The following is a 20898-nucleotide window of genomic DNA, read 5'->3' as shown; positions in this document are numbered from 1 at the left end:
CAATAGCGTCCCCGCCGCCCCACGCCCGCACCCGATGACCGACTCCGCCCCCCAGCTTCCTGCCCGCATCCTCGATGGCCGCCGTATCGCCGAGGACCTGCTCGACAGCCTGAAGGTGCGGGTCGACGCCCGTGTCGCCGCGGGTGGCAGCCGCCCTGGCCTGGCTGTGGTGCTGGTGGGGGGCGACCCGGCCTCGACCGTGTACGTGCGCAACAAGCGCCGCGCGGCCGAGAAGGTCGGCATCGAAGCCTATGACTACGACCTGCCGGCCGGCACCACCGAGGCCGAGCTGCTCGACCTGATCGACCAGCTCAACGCCGACCCGAAGATCAACGGCATCCTGATCCAGCTGCCGCTGCCGGGCATTCCCGACGCGCGCCGGCTGATCCAGCGCATCGACCCGCGCAAGGACGTGGACGGCTTCCATCCGGAAAACGTCGGCCACCTGGCCCTCCGCGAGTTCGGCCTGCGCCCGTGCACCCCGCGTGGCATCACCACGCTGCTGGGCCACACCGACCAACCGGTGCGCGGCCGCAACGCCACCATCGTCGGTGTCAGCAACCACGTCGGCCGGCCGATGGGCCTGGAGCTGCTGATCGCCGGCTGCACCGTGACCAGCTGCCACAAGTTCACCCCCAAGGACGTGCTGGAACAGGCCGTGCGCAACGCCGACATCCTGGTGGTGGCGGTGGGCCGGCCGGGCATCGTGCCGGGCGAGTGGGTGAAGCCGGGTGCGGTGGTGATCGACGTGGGCATCAACCGCTTGGATGACGGCCGTCTGGTGGGCGATGTCGGGTTCGAGGCCGCAGCGCAGCGGGCGAGCTGGATCACCCCGGTGCCGGGTGGCGTAGGCCCGATGACCGTGGCCACGCTGATGCAGAACACGTTGGAAGCGGCGGAAGCCTCCTGAGGGTAGCGCCGGGCCATGCCCCGGCGGATTGTTGCGGCGCCGCTGCGCTCGCCGGGCATGGCCCGGCGCTACCGGGGTCGCGTCGATGCCCTGTAGTTCCCGCCGGTCCGCATGACCCGCTTCTGGTAGGTGCCAACCTTGGTTGGCACACCTGACGGGGCCGTTGCCCCAGCTGGGGTCCGGATGCCGGACGGTTTGTGCCAACCAAGGTTGGCACCTACCAAGGGCGGTGCGCCCGCGCGACACTGTGTCGCAGGATTACCTATTTCCGGTTACCAAAATTACTGTTCTTGGTCGCCAAAACAGGGTAAAATGTCGCGCTTCCCCACATCTCGGGTATGCCGATGCTGCGCATCCAGGCTGAAGCACTCACTTACGACGACGTCTCGCTCGTCCCTGCTCATTCGACCATCCTGCCCAAGGACGTCAACCTCGAAACGCGGTTGACGCGCGACCTGAAGCTCAAGCTTCCGATCCTGTCCGCCGCCATGGATACCGTCACCGAAGCACGCCTGGCCATCGCCATGGCACAGCTGGGTGGCATGGGCATCATCCACAAGAATCTGAGCGTGGAGCAGCAGGCCGCGGAAGTGGCCAAGGTCAAGAAGTTCGAGGCCGGCGTCATCCGCGACCCGATCACCGTCGGCCCGGAAACCACCATCCGCGACGTGCTGGCCCTGACCCAGGCGCACAACATCTCCGGCGTGCCGGTGGTGGGCAGCGACGGCCTGCTGGCCGGCATCGTGACCCATCGCGACATGCGCTTCGAGACCGAGCTGGACGATCCGGTCCGCCACATCATGACCAAGAAGGATCGCCTGATCACGGTCAAGGAAGGCGCCGCGTCTGATGAAGTGCTGCAGCTGCTGCACCGCAACCGCATCGAAAAGGTGCTGGTGGTCAACGATGATTTCGCCCTGCGTGGCCTGATCACCGTCAAGGACATCCAGAAGAACACCGACTTCCCGAACGCTGCCAAGGACATCGCCACCCGCCTGTTGGTCGGCGCGGCCGTCGGCGTCGGCGGCGATACCGACCGCCGCGTGGAAGCGCTGGTGGCTGCCGGCGTGGACGTGATCGTGGTCGATACCGCGCACGGCCATTCGCAGGGCGTGCTGGACCGCGTCAGCTGGGTCAAGAAGAACTTCCCGAACGTGCAGGTCATCGGTGGCAACATCTGCACCGGGGAAGCCGCGCTGGCGCTGCTGGACAGCGGCGCGGATGCAGTGAAGGTCGGCATCGGCCCGGGCTCGATCTGCACCACCCGCGTGGTGGCCGGCGTGGGCGTGCCGCAGATCACCGCGATCGACCTGGTCGCCGAAGCGCTGCAGGACCGCATCCCGCTGATCGCCGACGGTGGCATCCGCTACTCCGGCGACATCGGCAAGGCGCTGGCCGCCGGTGCCTCCACCATCATGATTGGTGGCCTGCTGGCCGGTACCGAGGAATCGCCGGGCGAAACCGAACTGTTCCAGGGCCGTTCGTACAAGAGCTACCGCGGCATGGGCTCGCTGGCCGCGATGGAGAAGGGGTCCAAGGACCGCTACTTCCAGGACGCCGCCACCGCCGACAAGCTGGTGCCCGAAGGCATTGAAGGCCGCGTGCCGTACCGCGGCCCGGTGGGCGGCATCATCCACCAGCTGATGGGCGGCCTGCGCGCCACCATGGGCTACGTGGGCTGCGCCACCGTCGAGGACATGCGCAGCAAGCCCAAGTTCGTGAAGATCAGCGGCGCCGGCCAGCGCGAGAGCCACGTCCACGACGTGACGATCACCAAAGAGCCGCCGAACTACCGCTCCTGATGCGGGACGAGCAAAGAGGAACGAGGAAGCTGATTCCCGTTCCTCTTTCTCCATCTGCCGCTGAAAAATCTGACGTTTTCGTTTTCCCTACTGCATTGCCGGGGCGCCATGACCAACATCCATAACGACAAGATCCTCATCCTCGATTTCGGCGCGCAGTACACGCAGCTGATTGCCCGCCGCATCCGCGAGCTGGGCGTCTACTGCGAAATCTGGGCGTGGGACCACAACCCGGCCGAGATCGCGGCGTTCGGCGCCAAGGGCATCATCCTGTCCGGTGGCCCGGAATCGACCACGCTGCCGGGCGCGCCCGCCGCGCCGCAGGAAGTGTTCGACAGCGGCCTGCCAATCTTCGGCATCTGCTACGGGATGCAGACCCTGGCCGCGCAGCTGGGCGGTGCCACCGAAGCGGCTGACCAGCGCGAATTCGGCCATGCCGAAGTGAACGTGATCAACCCGGATGCGCTGTTCAAGGGCCTGAGCGACCACGGCGGCGAGCCGAAGCTGAATGTCTGGATGAGCCACGGCGACCACGTCTCCGTTGCGCCACCGGGCTTCACCATCACCGCCACCACCGACCGCATTCCGGTGGCCGCCATGGCCAATGAAGAAAAGCGCTGGTACGGCGTGCAGTTCCACCCGGAAGTGACCCACACCCTGCAGGGCCAGGCGCTGCTGCGCCGCTTCGTGGTGGACGTGTGCGGCTGCCAGACCCTGTGGACCGCCGCCAACATCATCGACGACCAGATCGCCCGCGTGCGCGAACAGGTGGGCGATGACGAAGTGATCCTGGGCCTGTCCGGCGGCGTCGATTCGTCCGTGGTGGCTGCGCTGCTGCACAAGGCCATCGGCGAGAAGCTGACCTGCGTGTTCGTGGATACCGGCCTGCTGCGCTGGCAGGAAGGCGACCAGGTGATGGCGATGTTCGCCGAGCACATGGGCGTCAAGGTGGTGCGCGTGAACGCCGCCGACCGCTACTTCAGCGCGCTGGAAGGCGTGAGCGACCCGGAAGTCAAGCGCAAGATCATCGGCAACCTGTTCGTCGAGATCTTCGATGAAGAATCCAACAAGCTGAAGAACGCCAAGTGGCTGGCGCAGGGCACCATCTACCCGGACGTGATCGAGTCGGCCGGCAGCAAGACCGGCAAGGCGCATGTGATCAAGAGCCACCACAACGTGGGCGGCCTGCCGGAGCACATGAAGCTGGGCCTGGTGGAGCCGCTGCGCGAGCTGTTCAAGGACGAAGTGCGCCGCCTGGGTGTTGAGCTGGGCCTGCCGCGCAGCATGGTCTACCGCCATCCGTTCCCGGGCCCGGGCTTGGGCGTGCGCATCCTGGGCGAAGTGAAGCGCGAGTACGCCGAGCTGCTGGCCAAGGCCGATGCCATCTTCATTGATGAGCTGCGCAAAGCGGATCTGTACGACAAGACCAGCCAGGCGTTTGCTGTGTTCCTGCCGGTGAAGTCGGTGGGCGTGGTGGGCGATGCGCGGGCTTATGAGTGGGTGATAGCGCTGAGGGCCGTGGAGACGATTGACTTCATGACGGCGCACTGGGCGCATCTGCCGTATGAGTTCCTGGGGACGGTGAGCAACCGGATCATCAATGAGTTGCGGGGGGTGTCGCGGGTGGTTTATGACATCTCGGGGAAGCCACCGGCTACTATTGAGTGGGAATGAGTTGAAAGAACGAGGGCGCCGAGAGGCGCCCTTGTTGGTTGAGGCGGGGCCTTTGTCCCCAGTGGTCGCCATTTGGTGGCAGATGCCCAATCAAGCAACCACGCGGGATCTCAGTCTCCCGCCGTTCGTCTAGGGCATCAGCTTCCCGTTCGACTAGCCCGCAGATATCTCGTCGCGCATCGCAGCGGTCAGTGCGACCATCTGACATATGGGTGTTCAAGGCGCAGCGGCGGCCATCAGAGAGAGCCTGATCGTCTCCTGTGGGTCAGGTTACTTGCTACGATTCAAGGGTGTCTGAAGGTCAGGATGGTTTCTGTACGCATGCGCTTGGAGAGTGCGCCGCTTTGCGTGACTGGAAGGTAGCGGCTGCCAGTGGGCAGTTCACGGGTGCTGGTGTCTACTAGTAACAGTCCCGCATGCTGGGCGGCCTTGGCAACGCCTTCCGAATTCTGAATGAATGACTCTTTGAGGCAGGAGTTCCCCAGCACGTACGTGGCTGAACCCGTGGGTCGAAGTACCCGCGCTGCCTGAATCATCATGAGCTGCAGGTCGTTTGCATAGCGAAGGATCATGCGCTGATGCTTGGGTGCCAAAGTGTCCATTGCGCACATCGCATTGGCGATGTCAGTAACTACCGCAGTGTCCTGTGTGCCCGCACGTTCAGCGCCTACCGTATTGGAGCGGATGGCACGCAACGTGCTGACCGAGTAGCCCAGCCAGACCAACGACATTCGGTGACCGCGCATGTAGTCGATGGCATTGAGATATGGTGGGGAGGTCATGATTGCATCCACGCTGCCATCGGCTAAGGCAATTGCGCGCGCATCGCCCAGATTGACTGCTGTCTCCAGATGATTAGACATCGAAGATGTTTGCTGGTCGGCCAGCCGTGCGATGACCTGGGCGACCGAGCGAGAGAAACCGCGCATGACGCAGTAGTCGGTAGTTTCAGTCACCCGGTGGGGTCTGCTGTGTGATGTATCACGCGCCAGCGAGGCGCATTGCTCCTTGGTGACGATGATTCGACTGAGGGCAACCTGGAGGGCATCCACAGCCGCACGTCTGGATGGCCCCAGACGTGCAAGTCTGCGGCGCTCGAGAACCACTGCTATTCGAGCCAGGTCTCGACGTTGTGTGGTCGCGAACCAGTAATTAATGAACTGTCGCGTTTCGGCATCGTGCCAGCTTGGTCGATCGGTGCGCAGATTGACTTTGATTGCCTCAGCTTGGACGGACTCGAATTCGGACTGAACGAGCTGCGTCTGGACCGGCGTTGTCCATACTCGGCTCATCAACACCGCCAGCGGATCCATGTCAAACCCAATCCCGCGATGACCCAAGGCTTGGGCCTGCCGAAGAACTGTTCCAGAACCCGCCATAGGGTCGAGTACGGTGCTTCCGGAGGGGAGTTGGCGCAACGAGCGCAGCGCCAGCTCCGGGGCCATGCGCGCGGGAAATGGATGTACGGTACGGATATGCATCCTGGGTGGGCCTCTGAGCGCCGGTCCTGGCGCCGTCAAATTATGGGGCATTGCCGTATCGCTAGGTGCGACGACTATTGGCTGGACGCAAGCGTTTGACGGCATGGGTAAGCGCAGCCAACGCTTCAGTCACTTCTTCCCATTTTCCATCCCCGTGTTCCGTGGTAGGAGCAGGTACAAGCCCCAAAATATGCATGCAATGCATAACGACGTTGCCGGGCGGGTCTACCTTGCCTGACTCATATCTGGAAACGACGGCCTGTGATTTGCCTAGTCGTAGGGCAAATTTCTGCTGCGAATCGCCACAGTGGAGGCGAGCGCGGCGAACCAGGGTGGACAAAGTTGGGTAGGGTAAGGTGAGCATAACTTATGCAAATCTATGCTTTTCGTGCATACTATGCAAGCGACGGAATATCACCTAATCTGAAGACTGGGGAAAGGGCTATGGAGAGGCGCTTTTTGGATGTGACGCATGTGGATCAACTATGGTCGCGCGGGCTTTCGGACGCCCCGGCTGATGCGGCTTGGGACGTGCCTTCGACGCGCGAGTCCCGAATGCATCGAATCCATGCCTATCCCGCAAAGTTTCCCGCGTTCCTGGCCACGCTAGGGTTGGAGTATGCTCGTGCGTCGGGCTTACAGCCGCGTCGTATTGCTGACATCTTCTGTGGGTGCGGCACAGTGGCGCACGAGGCTGAACGAGAGGGACTGGACTTCTGGGGTTGCGACATCAATCCGGTGGCCACCCTGATTGCTCGCACCAAAAGCGCAAGGCTCTCGCCGGCGCATTTCCATCGTTATCTTGAGCCCATCTGTCGGAGCGCCACTTCCAACAGCGAACAGGTAGCGTTGCACCCGGATGCGCAAGAGCGTCTACTACGGTGGTTCGCGCCGGTGCAGTTCAATGCACTCGGCTGCCTGCTGAGGGCGATCCGCGAGATTGTCCCTGTGGAATCGCCCTATCGTGATGCCTATGAGTGCGTGTTCTCATCCATTCTCAAATCTTGCTCGCAGTGGCGTCAGCGCTCGATAAAACCTGCGTTAGATGTCAGCAAGGTTCCAGCGCAGGTCATGGACAGCTTCATTACTCGAGCTCTGCAGTTCATCACTGCGCTGGACACTCCGCATCAGCGTCCGCGCAAGGGTCGTGTGCAGATTCAGTTGGCCAACGCGCTGACCGTTCCTGCCCCGCGCAAGCCTGTGGACATGTTGATCACTAGTCCGCCATATGTCACATCTTATGAGTACGCCGACCTTCACCAGCTGTCCTCTCTGTGGCTGGGATATGCGACCGACTATCGCGACCTGCGTGAGGGAGCCATCGGCAGTGCCCAGCATGAGCTGAACCTCAGACGTAGTGTGGCCGAGCTCAATCACTCTGGCGCGCAGATCGTGTTCTCTTTGTACGACAGGGACCGTCGTGCTGCCCAGGCTGTTGCCAACTATTACATCGATATGCAGTGCGTTGCTCGACGCGCCAAGCAGTTTCTGACCGAGGGCGGTATCGCCATGTTCGTTATTGGAAACACACAGTATCGCGGGATTGATATTGACAATGCATCGCACCTGGCTGAGTCATTATTGGCGGCCGGATTCAGCAGAGTTAGGGCGGTGAAACGGTCCATTTCCAACAAGATCGCGACACCCTACCGGGATGCAAGCGGTCGCTTTAGTCGCACTTTTATCGACAAGCATATTTATGGGCACGAATACGTGCTGATGGCTCATCCATGACACGTCCTAAAAAACTAAAATTCCGCCCATACGCGCGCCTTCTCACGATGCTGGGTGACCAGCTAATCAAGAATGAGCGGGTCGCATTGGTGGAGCTCATCAAAAATGCCTATGATGCAGATGCGAGCTGGGTCAAGGTTACCTTTGAAGGGTTCGATGCAGATTTTCGACCTTCTGCCGGCTCGCGCATCATCATCGAAGATGATGGCACCGGGATGACTCGTGAAACCATCGAGCAGCATTGGGTCAATCCAGCTACACCTATGAAGCTGATCGGTAAGCGTACCCAAGCTCGTACGAAGAAAGGCCGCGCCGTGCAGGGTGAGAAGGGCATTGGACGCTTTGCTCTTCTCAAAATCGGGCGCGATATCACCATTACCACACGCCCAGCGCGCAGCGCCGCTGAGTTCATAGTTCGCCTTGATCTGTCATCCTACAACACCGACTTCCTTCAGGACGGCGAGGGATTGTTCCTGGACGACTTGTCGCTGACCTTGTCGGAAGTTAGCCCTGCCCAGACGATAAAACGGCAGCGGGTGGAATTGGGGCCAGCGCATGAACAGCGCAGGCAGCAGGGTACCCGAATTGAGATTGCTCATCTGTCCGGGGCGTGGTCAAGGGAGAAGGCAGAAGCGGTCTACGATGATCTGACGAGGCTGCAATCCATTTTCGGTGATGTCGCAACGGCAGTTCAGCCCGAAGACGACCACATTGGCACGCAAGGCGCGCTGACCGAGCAAGACCCATTTGAGGTATTTATCTATCGCGGGACTCAGTTCGAGCCCTTTGGTCGTGAGAGGCGGGAGCAGTTGGAAGCTCTACTGACCGAGCGACCTGTCTTCAAAATCGAAGGTGCCTACGACGAAGCTGGCAAGGCCTTTGATTTTTCGATCAACGGTACTCATCAAAGGATTGAACTGCTAGATGAGCGGCTTAGCGGACTGCCCGTTTATCGCCAGCAGTTCATGCCGGATAAGAAGACCAACGTCCTGAATAACCGCACGACTGAGTGTGGGCCATTTCGTTTCACGTTCTACGTCTTTGACTTCTCCGCTTTTGCCGATGCGCGCCACAAACTTGACGATTCCGATAAAAAGCTGATCAAGGAACATCGGATTTATCTTTACCGCGATGGCATCCGCGTGTATCCCTACGGGGAGCCTACTGATGATTGGCTGTTGATCGATGTGCGTCGCGGCACTGTCAGAGCTAGCGAGTTCCTCAGCAACGATCAGGTAGTTGGTGTTGTGGAGATCACTCAGCAGGACAACCCGCAACTGCGCGATAAGACGAGTCGGGAAGGGCTGGTTGATGTAGGTGAAGCAACTGACGAGTTCCGGGCCCTATTGCAATCCTTCCTTGCCTGGGTTCGTAAGGATCCTTACGCCAAGCGGCAAATCGTTCGGAAGAAGCAAACGGAGGTTGAGGTATTCAAAGGTAACGAGGTCGATCGTTCCTTTGAGGCGGCTAGTGAGGCCATTGCATCGGGCAATTCCTCGACGGCAGGGGAGAAGATTGATCAGGCGCGCAAGCAGTACAAAGCTGAGCGCCGCTATCTGGTCCAACGTGCTGAGAACACTGAGCATCTGGCCGGCGTTGGCCTTTCAGTGGAAGCTGCTTCCCACGACCTGATGCTTGGCATGGCTACTGCCTTGCGGCAGCTGGATACGCTTATTGCGCAGACCGCGCGAGGACGGGAGATAGCACCGGATGTTCTTAATCGCGAGCTATCCTCCGTTCGAGGGCTGCTTTCATTTGTCGAAGCGCAGATGAGAGATATGCAGGCCTTGTTCAAGTCAACGAAGCAACGAAGGCAGAACATCAGAGTTTCCGACGTGCTCACCAAAGTGCAGGGCTTTTACGGGACACTGCTAAAGAAGCGGGAGATTGATTTCTCTGTATCAACGGTGGGCTCGCCCTTGCAGGCGATGTCCACGGACGCTGTGTTACTTCAGCTGTTCCTGAACCTGTTTGACAATGCAGTGTATTGGTTGGCCGGCAGGTCAGCGCCGCGGAAAATTGAGGTACTACTGGATGGAGATCAGCAGTTGATGATCTTTGCAGATAATGGCCCGGGATTTCGGGACGAGGACCTTCCTTACCTCTTTGAGCCGTTCTTCACAGGAAAGGGTGAGGAGGGGCGCGGCTTGGGTCTCTACATTGCAAGGCAACTGTTGGAGAGGCAAGGGTACCGGATCGAAGTGTCAGAGCGCGGCGATCGGATTCTGCCCGGCGCAAATTTGACCATTTCTTTCATTCAGGGGGATTGACCGTGATCCAGGCAAGTCAAGGAGGACCTGCGCCGGTGGCCAAGCAGGGACTATTTAAGGGTGTGGCGGTAGTCATCGATGACAGCGTTGGAAAGCACGAAGACGGCATCAATGCCATCATCAAAGGAATCCGTGACGGAGGCGGTCACGCCATCGTCCTGGATAAGCTTCCAGATGAAAACGCGGACTTGGAGAATTTCTCCAATGTGTCGTTCTTTATTATGGACTGGAACCTCTCCAACCTTCCTAAGGGGCAGATCATCCCCCCGGAGTTGGCACTTAGCTTGGCACAAGATAACGCGCGCTTCTTGACACGGCTGCGCGAACATCGACATGCGCCGGTATTCATCTTCACCCATGAGGACGTGGGAGTTGTCAAGCGGGCGCTGGTGCAGAATGGGGTACTGCACGATGATGATGCTGAATCGCATATCCTAATCCGGAACAAGGAAAGCGTCGGAGAAGGCGTTTACGAGGTCCTCAATGAGTGGCTTGAGCAGACCCCTTCAGCACTGACACTGCGTACGTGGGAGCGCAGCTATCTCAAGGCAGTCAATGCACTGTTCATGGACTTCCATGAAAGAAACCGGTATTGGCCTGTAATTTTTTGGCAAGGATTCAAGAACGACAAAGTCCCGCCGGGTGATGAGCTCGGTCGACTCATCTCCCGACTTGTTGCTTCTCGAATGCACCCATTCAATGCGGATCTCAGCAGATTTGAAGCAGACGTCGAGAGACACGCGCTTGCTAACGCTGACAGCTATGCCACTTCAGTTCTTCAGGTTCTGGAGGGCGAGCGCATCGTTAGATCGGAACGGCTGGAGTCAACCAGCTTTGCGCCTGGTGATCTATTTGAAGAGATCGACAACGAGGGTAAGTCCCGCTACTTCCTCAATGTTCGGGCTGAGTGTGATTGTGTCATCAGAGGTAAGCCCAAAGATGCTCTTCTCTATCTGCTAAAGGGGCGTATTGAGAAAAATCTGGATGTGAACCACGACATGGGAAACATCAATGAGAAGGACAATGAGGCCATTGTTTTCGGCATGATGGATGGGCAGACCTTCCGGTTTGGATTCCGGGACTTGGTGATCAGGCCGTGGAACGAATTGGCGGACAAGCGAAAGGCCCGCTTGCTGTCGCCCTTTATAACCCGTGTAGTTCAACGGTATGCCGCCTACAGTCAACGTCCCGGCTTGCCGCGGATCCCCGCTGCAGTCCTTCCTATCAGAGAGGATGGTCCGGCCGACGAGGCCACCGGCGACCATGCATCTCCTGTTTGCAGTAGTTGCACTGATCAATGCGCCGCTGAGGATGCAACGAGTCAGGAAAACTCCGCCGCGTAGCTAGCGGCCGGGAGCTAGGAGGTGATTGTGCCGCGCCATAATCGTAGATTTCGCACACTACAGGCCTTTGGCAAAGTGGTGCCTCTCAAGGTGTGAACAGAGAGTGGCGCTTGCGTTTCTTTCTCGATACCGAGTGGGCCTATCAAGTGAGACATATCGCGGAGCCCCAAGTCTGTGGTGGCCGCAATGATGTCCGCTTCTGGCCGGAAGCGGACATTCATGGGCAAGTTCGTACGGGGGAAAGGAGGTCAATGAAGATCATTCCGGCCTAATCTCATGACAAGCCCACTCAACCAATCCTCGGCAAGCCAGAAACAACCCATCCACAACCCCCTCATCCAAATGCCGCTCCGGGTCCGCTGCCACCCGGCAGCGGTCTGCCGCGTGCAGCAGCTCCAGCACCGTCAGCGCCCCTACCATCGCGCGCTCGCTCCTGGCCAGGCTCACGCGTCGGCCGGGTGATACATCGGTCTCTGGCCAGGGATGCCCATCTGCACCCTCGCAGCCGCGCATGCGCTTGAGGATGCCGAGGAGGTAGTTCAGGTCGGGCAGGGGAGTGTCGTCGTTGATGGGTTCAACAACGGTGTACGAAGAGAAGGTGTCGGATTCGTTCATGGCGTCGGTTTCCTTGGCTGTGCTTAACAGCGCCACCGCGTGAGCGGGTGGCGGACGGTGCGGGTTGCAAACCGGGACGCAGAGAAGTGACCGGCGGGCCCGAAGGCCCCCACGCACCGCCCGCCATATAGGCCGACGGATTGCCAGCCGGCACCGCCCCAAGGACGGTGCCGACTGGCAAGCGTTTTCACTCTACGTCTCGGGTTTGCACGCCCGGCCACCCGTTGTCGGTGGCGCGTCATGGTGCTTACACCGCCGCTGCGAACGCCAATAGAAAATGGCGAACAGGAAGCGGAATTCGAGAGCGAGGAACTATTGTTGCACTCATCATTCGCGCAGCACGCGACAACGCCAGACGCATTAGCGCACCTGCTCTGTTGATTGCGATTCGAAATGACGCAATCGCCTGCGCTACAAGCGAGTAGCGCGACGGCCTTCTTTACAACAGTTCTTAGTTCGCCTCAGCTGGTAACAGCGTCCAATCAGCCGCACACCCCGAAAATCGGTTCAAACACGACACCGCCAGCAAGCATCGCAGCCTCAATCAGCACCGTCCGAAGCCACCGCAGCATTCCCCACCAGCAGCTCAATCATCGCCCGCGCCGCAGCCGACTGCCGCCGATGCGGTGCATAGATCACCGAGAACGGCCGCGAACGCCCCCGCAACTGCGGCAGCACCTCCACCAGCTCCCCACGCATCAACCGCTCCCGCACGATGAACTCATAGCTCTGGCAGATGCCGATGCCCTGTTCGGCCAGCGACACCACGCCCAGCACATCGTCGGAGGTCTCGATGGACGAACGCGGCAGCCAGTCCACGTCGCGCCCGCCGTCGCGGAAGATCCACGGCGCCAGCCGCCCGGTGCGTGGCATCACGAAGGGCAGGCACAGGTGCTGCTGCAGATCCTCCAGCGTCTGCGGCGTGCCGTGGCGCTGCAGATAGTCCGGCGCGGCCACCAGCAGCAGCGGCGCGTCTTCCAGCTTTCGCCCTACCAGCCCGCTGTCCGGCAGCTGGCCCAGGCGGATGGCCAGGTCGAAGCCTTCGGCCACCAGGTCCACGTTGCGGTTGGTGATGTTCAGCTCCACCTGCACCTGCGGGTACTGCTGCGCAAAGCGCGCCAGCACGGGCGGCAGCCGGTAGTGGCCATAGGTGGTGGGCACGCTCAGGCGCACGCGGCCGGCCAGCGCACCGTCCTGCGCCAGTACGTCGCGCTCGGCGTCGTCCAGCAGGCCGAAGGCGGTGCGCACCTGTTCCAGATAGAGCCGCCCGGCGTCGGTCAGGCCCACGCGGCGGGTGGTCCGCTGCAGCAGCTGCCGGCCCAGCCGCGCTTCCAGGCGGGTGACCGCGCGGCTCAGCACCGAGGGCGTGGTGGACAGCGCCACGGCGCCGGCCGTGAACGAGCCGTGCTCGACCACCGCCAGGAACACCTCCACATCGCCCAGGTAGTCGAACTTGCGGCTCATTTGGCTCTCCGGGGAACAGATGTTTTGCGATGGGGCTAATTTATCGCCGCTGGGGCGATGAATAAAGTGGCGGCCATTCCCCGATAGGAGCTACCCCATGAACCTGATGACCCGGCTGGCCGCGGCGCTGGCCCTGACCCTGGCCGCAACCGGCGCGCAGGCCGCCAACGTGCTGGTGGTGCTGTCCGACGAAAACCACCTGGACCTGAAGGATGGCAAGGTGCTGTCCACCGGCTTCTATCTCAACGAGTTGATGCAGCCGGTCAAGTTGCTGCTGGATGCGGGCCACGAGGTGACCTTCGCCACGCCGCAGGGGCGGGTGCCGGCGGTGGATGCGTCCTCGGTGACGCCGGCGTACTTCGGCAACGATGCCGCGCAGCTGAAGGTGCACAAGGACCTGCTGGAGAAGCTGGCGTTGACCTCGCCGACGGCCTCGCCGGTGGTCAGCCTGGCGCGCATCGAGCAGCAGGGGTACGCGCGTTTCGATGCGGTCTACATTCCCGGTGGCCACGCGCCGATGCAGGACCTGCTGAAGAGCCCCGCGCTGGGCCGGCTGCTGGCCGACTTCCACCAGCGCAACAAGACCACCGCGCTGGTCTGCCACGGGCCGATCGCACTGCTGTCCACGCTGCCGGATGCTGCGGGTTTCGTGGCAAAGCTGGAAGCGGGCGCGACGCCGGCCACGCCGAAGTGGATCTACAGCGGCTACCAGATGACGGTGATCAGCAACCAGGAAGAAGAGCAGGCCAAGCCGCTGCTGGGCGGCGGTGAGATGAAGTTCTACCCGCAGACTGCGTTGCAGCTGGCGGGTGCGAAGTTCAGCAGCAACGCCACGCCTTGGACGGGGCATGTGGTTGTGGACCGTGAGCTGATTACCGGGCAGAACCCGGCTTCGGCGCTGGAGGTGGGGCAGCGGTTGGTTGAGCGGTTGAAGTAAGCCAGACACCAACGCATCGGCTTTTCGGCGAATCCCGCGCGCGGTGCGCGGGACGCCCCTGCAACTACTCAAAGGACAACCCACGTGGATCTTCAATTGGCGGGCAAGACCGCACTTGTGACCGGCGCGACCGCCGGTATCGGCCTGGCCATCGCGCGCACGTTGGCACGCGAAGGCGTAAGCGTGACCCTGACCGGCCGTGACCCAGCCAAGCTGGAGGCAGCCATGGCCGAGATCACCGCGGGCGCGTCGGACGCGCAGCTGGCGACGGTGGTGGCTGATCTGGCCAGCGCCGAGGGTGCGGCCACCGTGATCGCGGCACAGCCTGACACCGACATCCTGATCAACAACCTGGGCTACTACGAAGCCAAGGCCTTCGCCGACATCAGCGACGATGACTGGATGCGCATGCTGGAGGTCAACGTGCTGTCCGGCGTGCGCCTGTCGCGGCATTATTTCCCGCGCATGCTGGAACGCAACTGGGGCCGCGTGATCTTCATGTCCAGCGAGGTAGGCGCGTTCACGCCGCCGGACATGGTGCATTACGGGGTGAGCAAGTCGGCGCAGCTGGCGGTGTCGCGTGGTATGGCCGAGCTGACCCGGGGCACGGGGGTGACGGTCAACAGCGTGCTGCCATCGGCTACACGCTCGGATGGCATTGTGGAATACCTGCGCCAGACCGCGCCGCGACCAGGTATGACCGATGCGGAGATTGAAGCGCACTTCTTCCAGACCTACCGGCCCAGTTCGCTGATCGCGCGGATGATCGAGGCCGACGAGATCGCCGCGATGGTGGCACTGCTGGCCAGCCCGCTGGGCGCGGCCTCCAATGGTGCCGCGGTGCGCGTAGAGGGCGGGACGTACCGATCCATTCTGTGATGCTGCGGCTGGGTCAGTTTGGCGCGTGACGGGGTGCGTGGCACCATGGTGGACCGGCTTCGTCTTTATGGGCGAGGCCGGTTTTTCAAGGGAAGCCCTCGAACACGACATGCGGACGCCTGAACGTTCATCCCGGAGATCTGTGTGCCAAGCACATTGGAAACTGCTTTGAAGATCGTAGGCTTGCTTGTCCTTGCGGTGCTTCCGTTGTTGACCATCTGGTTCATCCAGCGGCGAAGGACCCGGAGCGCCCGTTCCGCGTTGGAATCTGGGCTGCGCTTGAACCCGCCTCGGCGGATTTCCGGTACGTCGATGACCTTGGTGATGGTTAATGGGAAAGAGGATCGAGAGCACTACTTCTTTGACGCAGATACCTTCTATCTGCAGCGGGGCCCGGTGCCCACGGCGGTGCCGCTCTCGCAGATCACCTCTGTCACCCGAACCTCAGACATGATCTACGGGCGCTATGTCTGGCAGGTGTGCTTCAGCAAAGCAGCGGGCAGCAAGAGCGTAACGTTCACCAACAACCTGACGCTGTTCAACCGCGACTTCCTGCTCTTCCTGGAAGCGGTGCGGAAAGCCAATCCCCTGGCGACCGTTGAGCGAGCGGGCCTGCTCTTCTAACCGTGCGGCGACTTCAGCAGCGCCGATTGGTAAACAGAGGGGCTAGGTGGACGGCTGCGATAGATGATTTCGCACGTGTCTCGCCCGCTCAGCCCATGCTGGCGGCGCGGATCTGGATATCCTGCTGCACGCGCTGATCTTCCAGCTGCTGCTCAAGTTGGTTGGCAATGGCGCGCTGCTGCGCCTCGCGGCTGACCGCGTCGAACTGCTGCATGGATTCTTCAACCGAGGTCTGTGCGGCCAGCTCGGTGGGCATTGCGGCGCGCTGGTGTGCGGGGTCGCTGGGCTCGCCCTGGACCACAAACAGGGTGTGACCGGTGGACTTGTCTGCTGTGGCGTTGCTCAGCAGCACGTGGTCGACACGGTCCAGGTCGTTGTCTTTGGCCAGCACCAGCAGGCTGGCGGTCATGCGTTCGCTGGCTTCGTCGAAGGTGCGGCCGTGCTTGGCGTCCAACCTTGCCACGCCTTCCCGTACCTGTTGGTAGAGGGCGTGATCGGGATGCTCGGGCTGGGTCGGCAGCAGGGGAGCGGGCGGTGCTTCAGGCTGTTGAAAGGCCATTGCGCTGGACGGCGGGGTGGGCTGCACGTCCATTGGCGATGGCGTGTAAGGACGCTCGTGCTCCGAGACCTTGGGCGCGGCGTCTGTTGCCGGCGGGGGCGCAGCCGGCTCGACTGCGGCGCGGCTAGCTGGAATTTCTGACTCGGGCTGGATCGGCGCCGGCTTTGCGTCGGTTTCGTGGAGGCGAGCAGTCACTGGCGCGGCGTCGGCCACTTCGGTCTGGTTCGCTGGGGCCGGGGAGTGGGCGTGAGTCGCAACTGGATCCTGCGCGGGAGCGTGGCGCTCAACACCGGAAGCAGGCAGCGCACTCGCCTCGGGCTGGGCGCGAGATTGCTCAGCCGTGGGAATGGAGGGTGATGGCGCGGGCGCAGACGGCGTCTGCTGCGCAGGAGAGTCTGCATCCGTGCGCACTTTCTGCTCGCTCGAATCTTCCTGCGTTGGGGGCGCTTTAGCTGCAGTTGGCTCGAGTCGTGGCCCTTCCGGGCGCGCCGGTTCCCGTGCCGGCTCGGCAGGAACCGACGGGGTCGGTGCTGCAGGCGCGGGAGTGCGGTGCTCCTGCACCAGGGGTGGTGCGCTGGGCGCCGGCGCAGCTCGCTCCTCGGCGTGCGCATCGACTATTGCCTGCGGCGTCAGGCGCTCATCGGCGTGTTCGCCGCGCACCTCGGCTACCGCTGCGGCGGCCAGTTGCTGCGCCTGGGGAGCCGCGACGCCCAGCCGGTTCGCTTCCTGCGTGGCCTGATCGTAGGCATCGCGCTCGTTTGCGGTCAGGGCTTCAATACGTCGCTCATGGGAGCCGGGTGTGGGAGCCTCCTGCTGCTGGATCGCCCGGATCTGCGGGTAGGTGCCATTCAACTCGTCGCGGATGTTGCCCTCGGCCAGCGAATCGTAGATCCAACCGTCATGCAGCCATTCGCCATCGTGCTGGCGCTGATAGGTGCGCCCATCGGATGCCAGAACGTGATCGGGATGGTTCCGGGCGAAGACCACTTCTTCCGGAATCTCGCCATACTGGGACCAGCCTTGCGTGGTGTATACCTGCTCGTACTGCTTGGCGAAGGCGGCTGAACTACGGGCGGCGTTGAAGGCCATGATGCCTTGAGCGGTCTCATCGAGGTGGGCCGCCTTGGCGGCATCGGCCACTTCCACCGTCGTGTTCTTGATGCCGTGCTCAAGGACCTGATGGACGACCTCACGTCGCCATTCGCCGGTTTCCGGACTGCGCTCCCAGGAGCGCGGCAGTGCGCTGGGTGTGTCGGTGGCGTCGCCGGCGATGCTGAAAGGATTTATCGGTTGATCAGGCTCCCGCATCCGCAGGCCAACGGCCAAGCTTGAGGCTTGGTAGTTCAGTTGCTGGGTCAATTCGGCATCGGCCGTCAGCAGCGTAGTCGGGCCGTAGATCGGGCGATCGGCCAAGGTGCCGACGGTACCTATGATTTCCCGTTCGCTGTGCGTCCAGCCGTTTTCGGGATGACCGGGATCAAACGTCCAGACTCTGCCGGTGCCGTCGGTTTGGTTGTTGATCTTGTACTTCTCGACCCATTCGACAACTTCGCTGGCGCCCCACGCACCCAGTCCGGCGCCGATAATGCCGGTGACAATCGCGCCGGGGCCGGACTCGATGCCCAGCAGCGTGCCCGCCTTGGCGCCCAGCGCTGCCCCGGTCCAGCCGCCGACACTGCGCGCACCGAAGTCCAATATCGCAGCTTCCGCGCCTGTGCGGTTGTCGCGCGCGTACAGGTCGGCAATCTTTGTCCCTTCCGTGGCTGCTTCAACAACAGTTGCTGCGGCACCGCCGATGACGGCGCCCCGCACCATGTTTGGATGGACGCGGATGGTGTGGTCAATGGTTTGCGCTTGGCGGATGTTGGACGCATTGGCTTCAACAACCTTGAGTGCCGTGCGCTCATCGAAAACGGCTGCCGCTGTTGGCGGACTGACCTTGTCGTTGTGGGGCAGGGTGTTCGCAAGTTCGGCGTGCCAGCGCCCTTGTGCGCGCCAGCCATCGCGCAATGATTGGGTGATTCGAGGGTCTTTCAGTCGAGCTTCGCGTTCGGCTTCCAGTGCTGCGCCCGGTAGGCGGGTGTCGCTATGGCTGTCGTAGACCTGCGCGCCTTCGCGTCCGTAGAGCCGAATCTGGATGCCGGTCTCGGCCTGGACCTTGTCCAGATTGCCGGGCAAGGCTTCGTAGACGTGTTTGCGCACGTCTTCGGGGACGTAGCGGCCGAAGCCAGTGCGATCCATGGATTTGGTAAAGCGACCTTCGACACCCAATTCGCTTTCCAGTCGGTGTGCGACGACGCCTCGAATCTCAACATCGTAGCCTTTGGCCTGAAGATCCTTTATCAGTTTGATTGCGCTATCACCGTTGCCCAGTGTGGTATCGAGGATGAGATTCCTACGACCCTCAACTGCCGCGGAGCGCAATTCTTTGGCCCATTGGCTGGCGTCCTCGTGGGTATAACCGGCCCAGGTGTATGGGTGCCGCTCATACAGTCGCTCTACGCCTGGATACGCATCGCGTAGCTCGTCGGGATCCACGATAACTACATTTCCGCCAAGTTCCGCTTTGCCGAAGTCCTTAAGTGTGCTTTTTCCTGAGCCAGGCTGTCCTGCGAGGAGGATGGCCCTCGGTGTTGTCTGTGAGGTGTGGTGACTCAAGCCACTCTCCGGAATGATCTTTTCCCGAAGAGCCGACTGGTGCACATCTGCTGGCAATTGACCATCCATGGAGGCCATCAGCGTTACCTCATACTGGCTTCAAAGTAGGCGCGCAGCTCACTGAGATTCGCTAGGCCAATGTTGCTGGACCTGGCAAATGACATCAGTCGTTCCTTTTCTTTGGCTCGTTCGATGGCTTGCGGATCGCCTGATGCCACAGCGGCATCAATTTCAGCGCGCGCTTCACTCTTGAATGCACTAAGACAGTCCTCCAACAGCCAGACTGCGGCCTCAAAGGGGGGGGCGTAACTCTGCCGCCCGTCGCTCACTGAAATGAGAGCCCTCTGCAGTTGTTCGATGTGATCCGGATAATCCTTGAGCAACTCAAGGAGCTTTGCCGGTACCGGGGGAGGGGAATGAGGCATGGGTTTCACCTGGTCAGCGGTTTGACACGTTTTCATGAGTATCTGCACTTGCAGGTATGAGTTCAACGCCACCCAGGTCCTGCTGGACATCAGAGGAGTGGTCAGATCTCTCCGGGGTTGACTTGAAGGTACTCGTAAAGCTCATGGAGGCCCTTCATTCCCCCGTTGCCGGAGCGCGCCCGGAACATCAGTTTGAACTTCTCATCTGCTTTCGCAATAGATCGAGCTTCGCACGATGCCTCAACGGCGGCCAGGTGAATGCGGGCTTCGCTGATAAAGCCATCAAGGCAGTCCTCCAATAGCCATGCCGCTCTCTCAAAAGGCGGGTCGGACTTGATTCTTCTGTGCTCTACCGAGTTGAGAGCCTCCTGCAGCCGTTCGATATGCTCCGGATAGTCTTTAAGCATTTCCCGGAGTTTTGCTGGAACGGGAGGGGAAGAGGGAGTCACGACTGTCACCTTTTCTGCAGATCCATGCGGGTTCGAGAGTATCCGCACATGACTCTCTGGGTCCAATGTCATTTGCGACAGCGGTTGGGCGGGTTGCCTGACGCCTTGATCGAGGAGCGTCTTCGTTGGGGCAGGAGGGGCAGAGCATCCACGCGTGGCGTGGATCTACGAAGGTAAACTGGCTGCCTATGCCCGAAGGAAGCTCGCCCATGTTCAATGGAAAGGTTGCGGTAGTTACCGGCTCCACCAGCGGTATCGGTCTTGGTATTGCCACTGCGCTGGCGCGGCAAGGTGCCGACATCGTACTGAATGGTTTTGGCGATGCGCAGGAAATCGAACGTATCCGCTCCAGCTTGGAATCCGAGTTCGGTGTACAGGTGGCGCACGACGGCGCCGACCTTTCCCGCGGCGACGCCGTTCGGGACATGATCGACCACGCCGTGGCGAAGATGGGGCGCATCGACATTCTGGTGAACAACGCAGGTATCCAGCACACCGCGCCGATCGAGGAATTTCCCGTCGAGAAGTGGGATGCGATCCTCGCGCTGAATCTGTCGGCGGTGTTCCACTCAACGGCGGCGGCGTTGCCCTACATGAAGCAGCAGGGATCCGGCCGCATCATCAATATCGCGTCGGTGCATGGACTGGTTGGGTCGGTGAACAAGTCGGCTTATGTAGCGGCGAAGCATGGCGTGGTGGGATTCACCAAGGTGACCGCGCTGGAGAACGCGGGCACGGGCATCACCGCCAATGCCATCTGCCCGGGGTGGGTGCGAACGGCGCTGGTTGAGCAGCAGATCACGGCACTGGCTGAGCGCGAGGGTACGGATCAGGAGTCGGCCGCTCGTGCGCTGCTGGCCGAGAAACAGCCCTCGTTGCAGTTCGTGACGCCTGAGCAGCTGGGGGAGATGGTGGTGTTCCTGGCCTCGGATGCTGCGGCTCAGATTACGGGTACGGCGCTTCCGGTGGATGGGGGCTGGACGGCGCGCTAGCTGGCCAGCTGCCCGCCGGGCATGGCCCGGCGCTACCGGGCGATCGGTGTGGGGCCGGTGTTACCGGGAGATTGGTGCGGGG

The 20898-nt window shown here is 61.5% G+C and carries 16 protein-coding genes; 10 read left to right on the top strand and 6 right to left on the bottom strand.

Annotated elements, in window-relative coordinates:
• The first annotated feature begins 34 nt into the window (after positions 1-34).
• The 3 genes from folD (at position 35) to guaA (ending at position 4386) form a co-directional block, all read left to right on the top strand.
• Positions 35-910 carry a bifunctional methylenetetrahydrofolate dehydrogenase/methenyltetrahydrofolate cyclohydrolase FolD gene (folD, locus tag TEP_RS11000; RefSeq protein ID WP_049469854.1) on the top strand — a complete coding sequence of 292 codons (876 nt, stop codon included), beginning with the start codon at positions 35-37 and terminating at the stop codon, positions 908-910.
• Positions 911-1254: 344 nt separating this feature from the next.
• Positions 1255-2712 (top strand): IMP dehydrogenase, encoded by a 1458-nt coding sequence (guaB, locus tag TEP_RS10995; protein ID WP_032976170.1) that lies wholly within the window; start codon positions 1255-1257, stop codon positions 2710-2712.
• Positions 2713-2820: 108 nt separating this feature from the next.
• Positions 2821-4386: a glutamine-hydrolyzing GMP synthase gene (gene guaA / locus TEP_RS10990; protein WP_132825313.1), complete on the top strand. Its 1566-nt coding sequence runs from the start codon at positions 2821-2823 to the stop codon at positions 4384-4386.
• A gap of 284 nt (positions 4387-4670) precedes the next feature.
• Here the strand turns inward: guaA and TEP_RS10985 are convergent, their stop codons facing one another.
• Complete coding sequence (locus TEP_RS10985) at positions 4671-5867, bottom strand: hypothetical protein (protein WP_106467802.1); 1197 nt, start codon at positions 5865-5867, stop codon at positions 4671-4673.
• Positions 5868-6326: 459 nt separating this feature from the next.
• Between TEP_RS10985 and TEP_RS10975 the strand changes: the two genes are divergently transcribed.
• From TEP_RS10975 to TEP_RS10965, 3 genes are read left to right on the top strand one after another with little or no spacing between them, the layout of a single operon-like run.
• On the top strand, positions 6327-7601 hold the full coding sequence (locus TEP_RS10975) for a class I SAM-dependent methyltransferase (RefSeq protein ID WP_132825311.1): 1275 nt from the start codon (positions 6327-6329) through the stop codon (positions 7599-7601).
• Complete coding sequence (locus TEP_RS10970; protein ID WP_132825310.1) at positions 7598-9871, top strand: sensor histidine kinase; 2274 nt, start codon at positions 7598-7600, stop codon at positions 9869-9871. Before TEP_RS10975 ends, TEP_RS10970 begins: the two co-directional genes overlap by 4 nt.
• Before the next feature lie 35 nt (positions 9872-9906).
• Positions 9907-11214: a hypothetical protein gene (locus TEP_RS10965; protein WP_132825309.1), complete on the top strand. Its 1308-nt coding sequence runs from the start codon at positions 9907-9909 to the stop codon at positions 11212-11214.
• A 258-nt stretch (positions 11215-11472) separates the two neighbouring features.
• Here TEP_RS10965 and TEP_RS10960 read toward each other — a convergent pair whose 3' ends face one another.
• Both TEP_RS10960 and TEP_RS10955 read right to left on the bottom strand, forming a co-directional pair.
• On the bottom strand, positions 11473-11829 hold the full coding sequence (locus tag TEP_RS10960; protein WP_132825308.1) for a hypothetical protein: 357 nt from the start codon (positions 11827-11829) through the stop codon (positions 11473-11475).
• Between the two features lie 540 nt (positions 11830-12369).
• Entirely contained in the window at positions 12370-13293 is a 924-nt protein-coding gene (locus tag TEP_RS10955) for a LysR family transcriptional regulator (RefSeq protein WP_132825307.1), read from the bottom strand.
• A gap of 97 nt (positions 13294-13390) precedes the next feature.
• On the opposite strand from TEP_RS10955, the gene TEP_RS10950 reads away from it, so the two are divergent.
• From TEP_RS10950 to TEP_RS10940, 3 genes are all read left to right on the top strand, one after another.
• Entirely contained in the window at positions 13391-14230 is an 840-nt protein-coding gene (locus tag TEP_RS10950; protein WP_132825306.1) for a type 1 glutamine amidotransferase domain-containing protein, read from the top strand.
• Positions 14231-14314: 84 nt separating this feature from the next.
• Entirely contained in the window at positions 14315-15109 is a 795-nt protein-coding gene (locus TEP_RS10945; protein WP_132825305.1) for an SDR family oxidoreductase, read from the top strand.
• 168 nt (positions 15110-15277) lie between these two features.
• Positions 15278-15733 carry a hypothetical protein gene (locus TEP_RS10940; protein WP_240790690.1) on the top strand — a complete coding sequence of 152 codons (456 nt, stop codon included), beginning with the start codon at positions 15278-15280 and terminating at the stop codon, positions 15731-15733.
• 88 nt (positions 15734-15821) lie between these two features.
• On the opposite strand, the gene TEP_RS10935 is transcribed toward TEP_RS10940, so the two are convergent.
• From TEP_RS10935 to TEP_RS10925, 3 genes are all read right to left on the bottom strand, one after another.
• On the bottom strand, positions 15822-19028 hold the full coding sequence (locus tag TEP_RS10935; RefSeq protein WP_132825304.1) for a zeta toxin family protein: 3207 nt from the start codon (positions 19026-19028) through the stop codon (positions 15822-15824).
• 5 nt (positions 19029-19033) lie between these two features.
• Positions 19034-19375 carry a hypothetical protein gene (locus TEP_RS10930; RefSeq protein WP_230112325.1) on the bottom strand — a complete coding sequence of 114 codons (342 nt, stop codon included), beginning with the start codon at positions 19373-19375 and terminating at the stop codon, positions 19034-19036.
• 101 nt (positions 19376-19476) lie between these two features.
• A complete protein-coding gene (locus tag TEP_RS10925) occupies positions 19477-19824 on the bottom strand; it encodes a hypothetical protein (RefSeq protein WP_240790689.1) in 348 nt (115 codons plus the stop codon).
• Positions 19825-20033: 209 nt separating this feature from the next.
• Here TEP_RS10925 and TEP_RS10920 point away from each other — a divergent pair, with 209 nt between their 5' ends.
• Complete coding sequence (locus TEP_RS10920) at positions 20034-20816, top strand: 3-hydroxybutyrate dehydrogenase (protein ID WP_132825303.1); 783 nt, start codon at positions 20034-20036, stop codon at positions 20814-20816.
• Positions 20817-20898 lie beyond the last annotated feature (82 nt).

The organism is Stenotrophomonas sp. TEPEL, from assembly GCF_004348785.1.
GTDB lineage: Bacteria > Pseudomonadota > Gammaproteobacteria > Xanthomonadales > Xanthomonadaceae > Stenotrophomonas > Stenotrophomonas indicatrix.
This window is presented reverse-complemented; position numbering and strand designations above follow the sequence as displayed.

What these genes read in the sequence shown, in the direction of transcription:
- TEP_RS10935 (WP_132825304.1), bottom strand. Translation starts at nt 19,028, where the DNA reads ATGGCCTCCATGGATGGTCAATTGCCAGCAGATGTGCACCAGTCGGCT.
- TEP_RS10950 (WP_132825306.1), top strand. Translation starts at nt 13,391, where the DNA reads ATGAACCTGATGACCCGGCTGGCCGCGGCGCTGGCCCTGACCCTGGCC.
- TEP_RS10960 (WP_132825308.1), bottom strand. Translation starts at nt 11,829, where the DNA reads ATGAACGAATCCGACACCTTCTCTTCGTACACCGTTGTTGAACCCATC.
- TEP_RS10985 (WP_106467802.1), bottom strand. Translation starts at nt 5,867, where the DNA reads ATGCATATCCGTACCGTACATCCATTTCCCGCGCGCATGGCCCCGGAG.
- folD (WP_049469854.1), top strand. Translation starts at nt 35, where the DNA reads ATGACCGACTCCGCCCCCCAGCTTCCTGCCCGCATCCTCGATGGCCGC.
- TEP_RS10920 (WP_132825303.1), top strand. Translation starts at nt 20,034, where the DNA reads ATGTTCAATGGAAAGGTTGCGGTAGTTACCGGCTCCACCAGCGGTATC.
- TEP_RS10955 (WP_132825307.1), bottom strand. Translation starts at nt 13,293, where the DNA reads ATGAGCCGCAAGTTCGACTACCTGGGCGATGTGGAGGTGTTCCTGGCG.
- guaB (WP_032976170.1), top strand. Translation starts at nt 1,255, where the DNA reads ATGCTGCGCATCCAGGCTGAAGCACTCACTTACGACGACGTCTCGCTC.
- TEP_RS10930 (WP_230112325.1), bottom strand. Translation starts at nt 19,375, where the DNA reads ATGCCTCATTCCCCTCCCCCGGTACCGGCAAAGCTCCTTGAGTTGCTC.
- guaA (WP_132825313.1), top strand. Translation starts at nt 2,821, where the DNA reads ATGACCAACATCCATAACGACAAGATCCTCATCCTCGATTTCGGCGCG.
- TEP_RS10970 (WP_132825310.1), top strand. Translation starts at nt 7,598, where the DNA reads ATGACACGTCCTAAAAAACTAAAATTCCGCCCATACGCGCGCCTTCTC.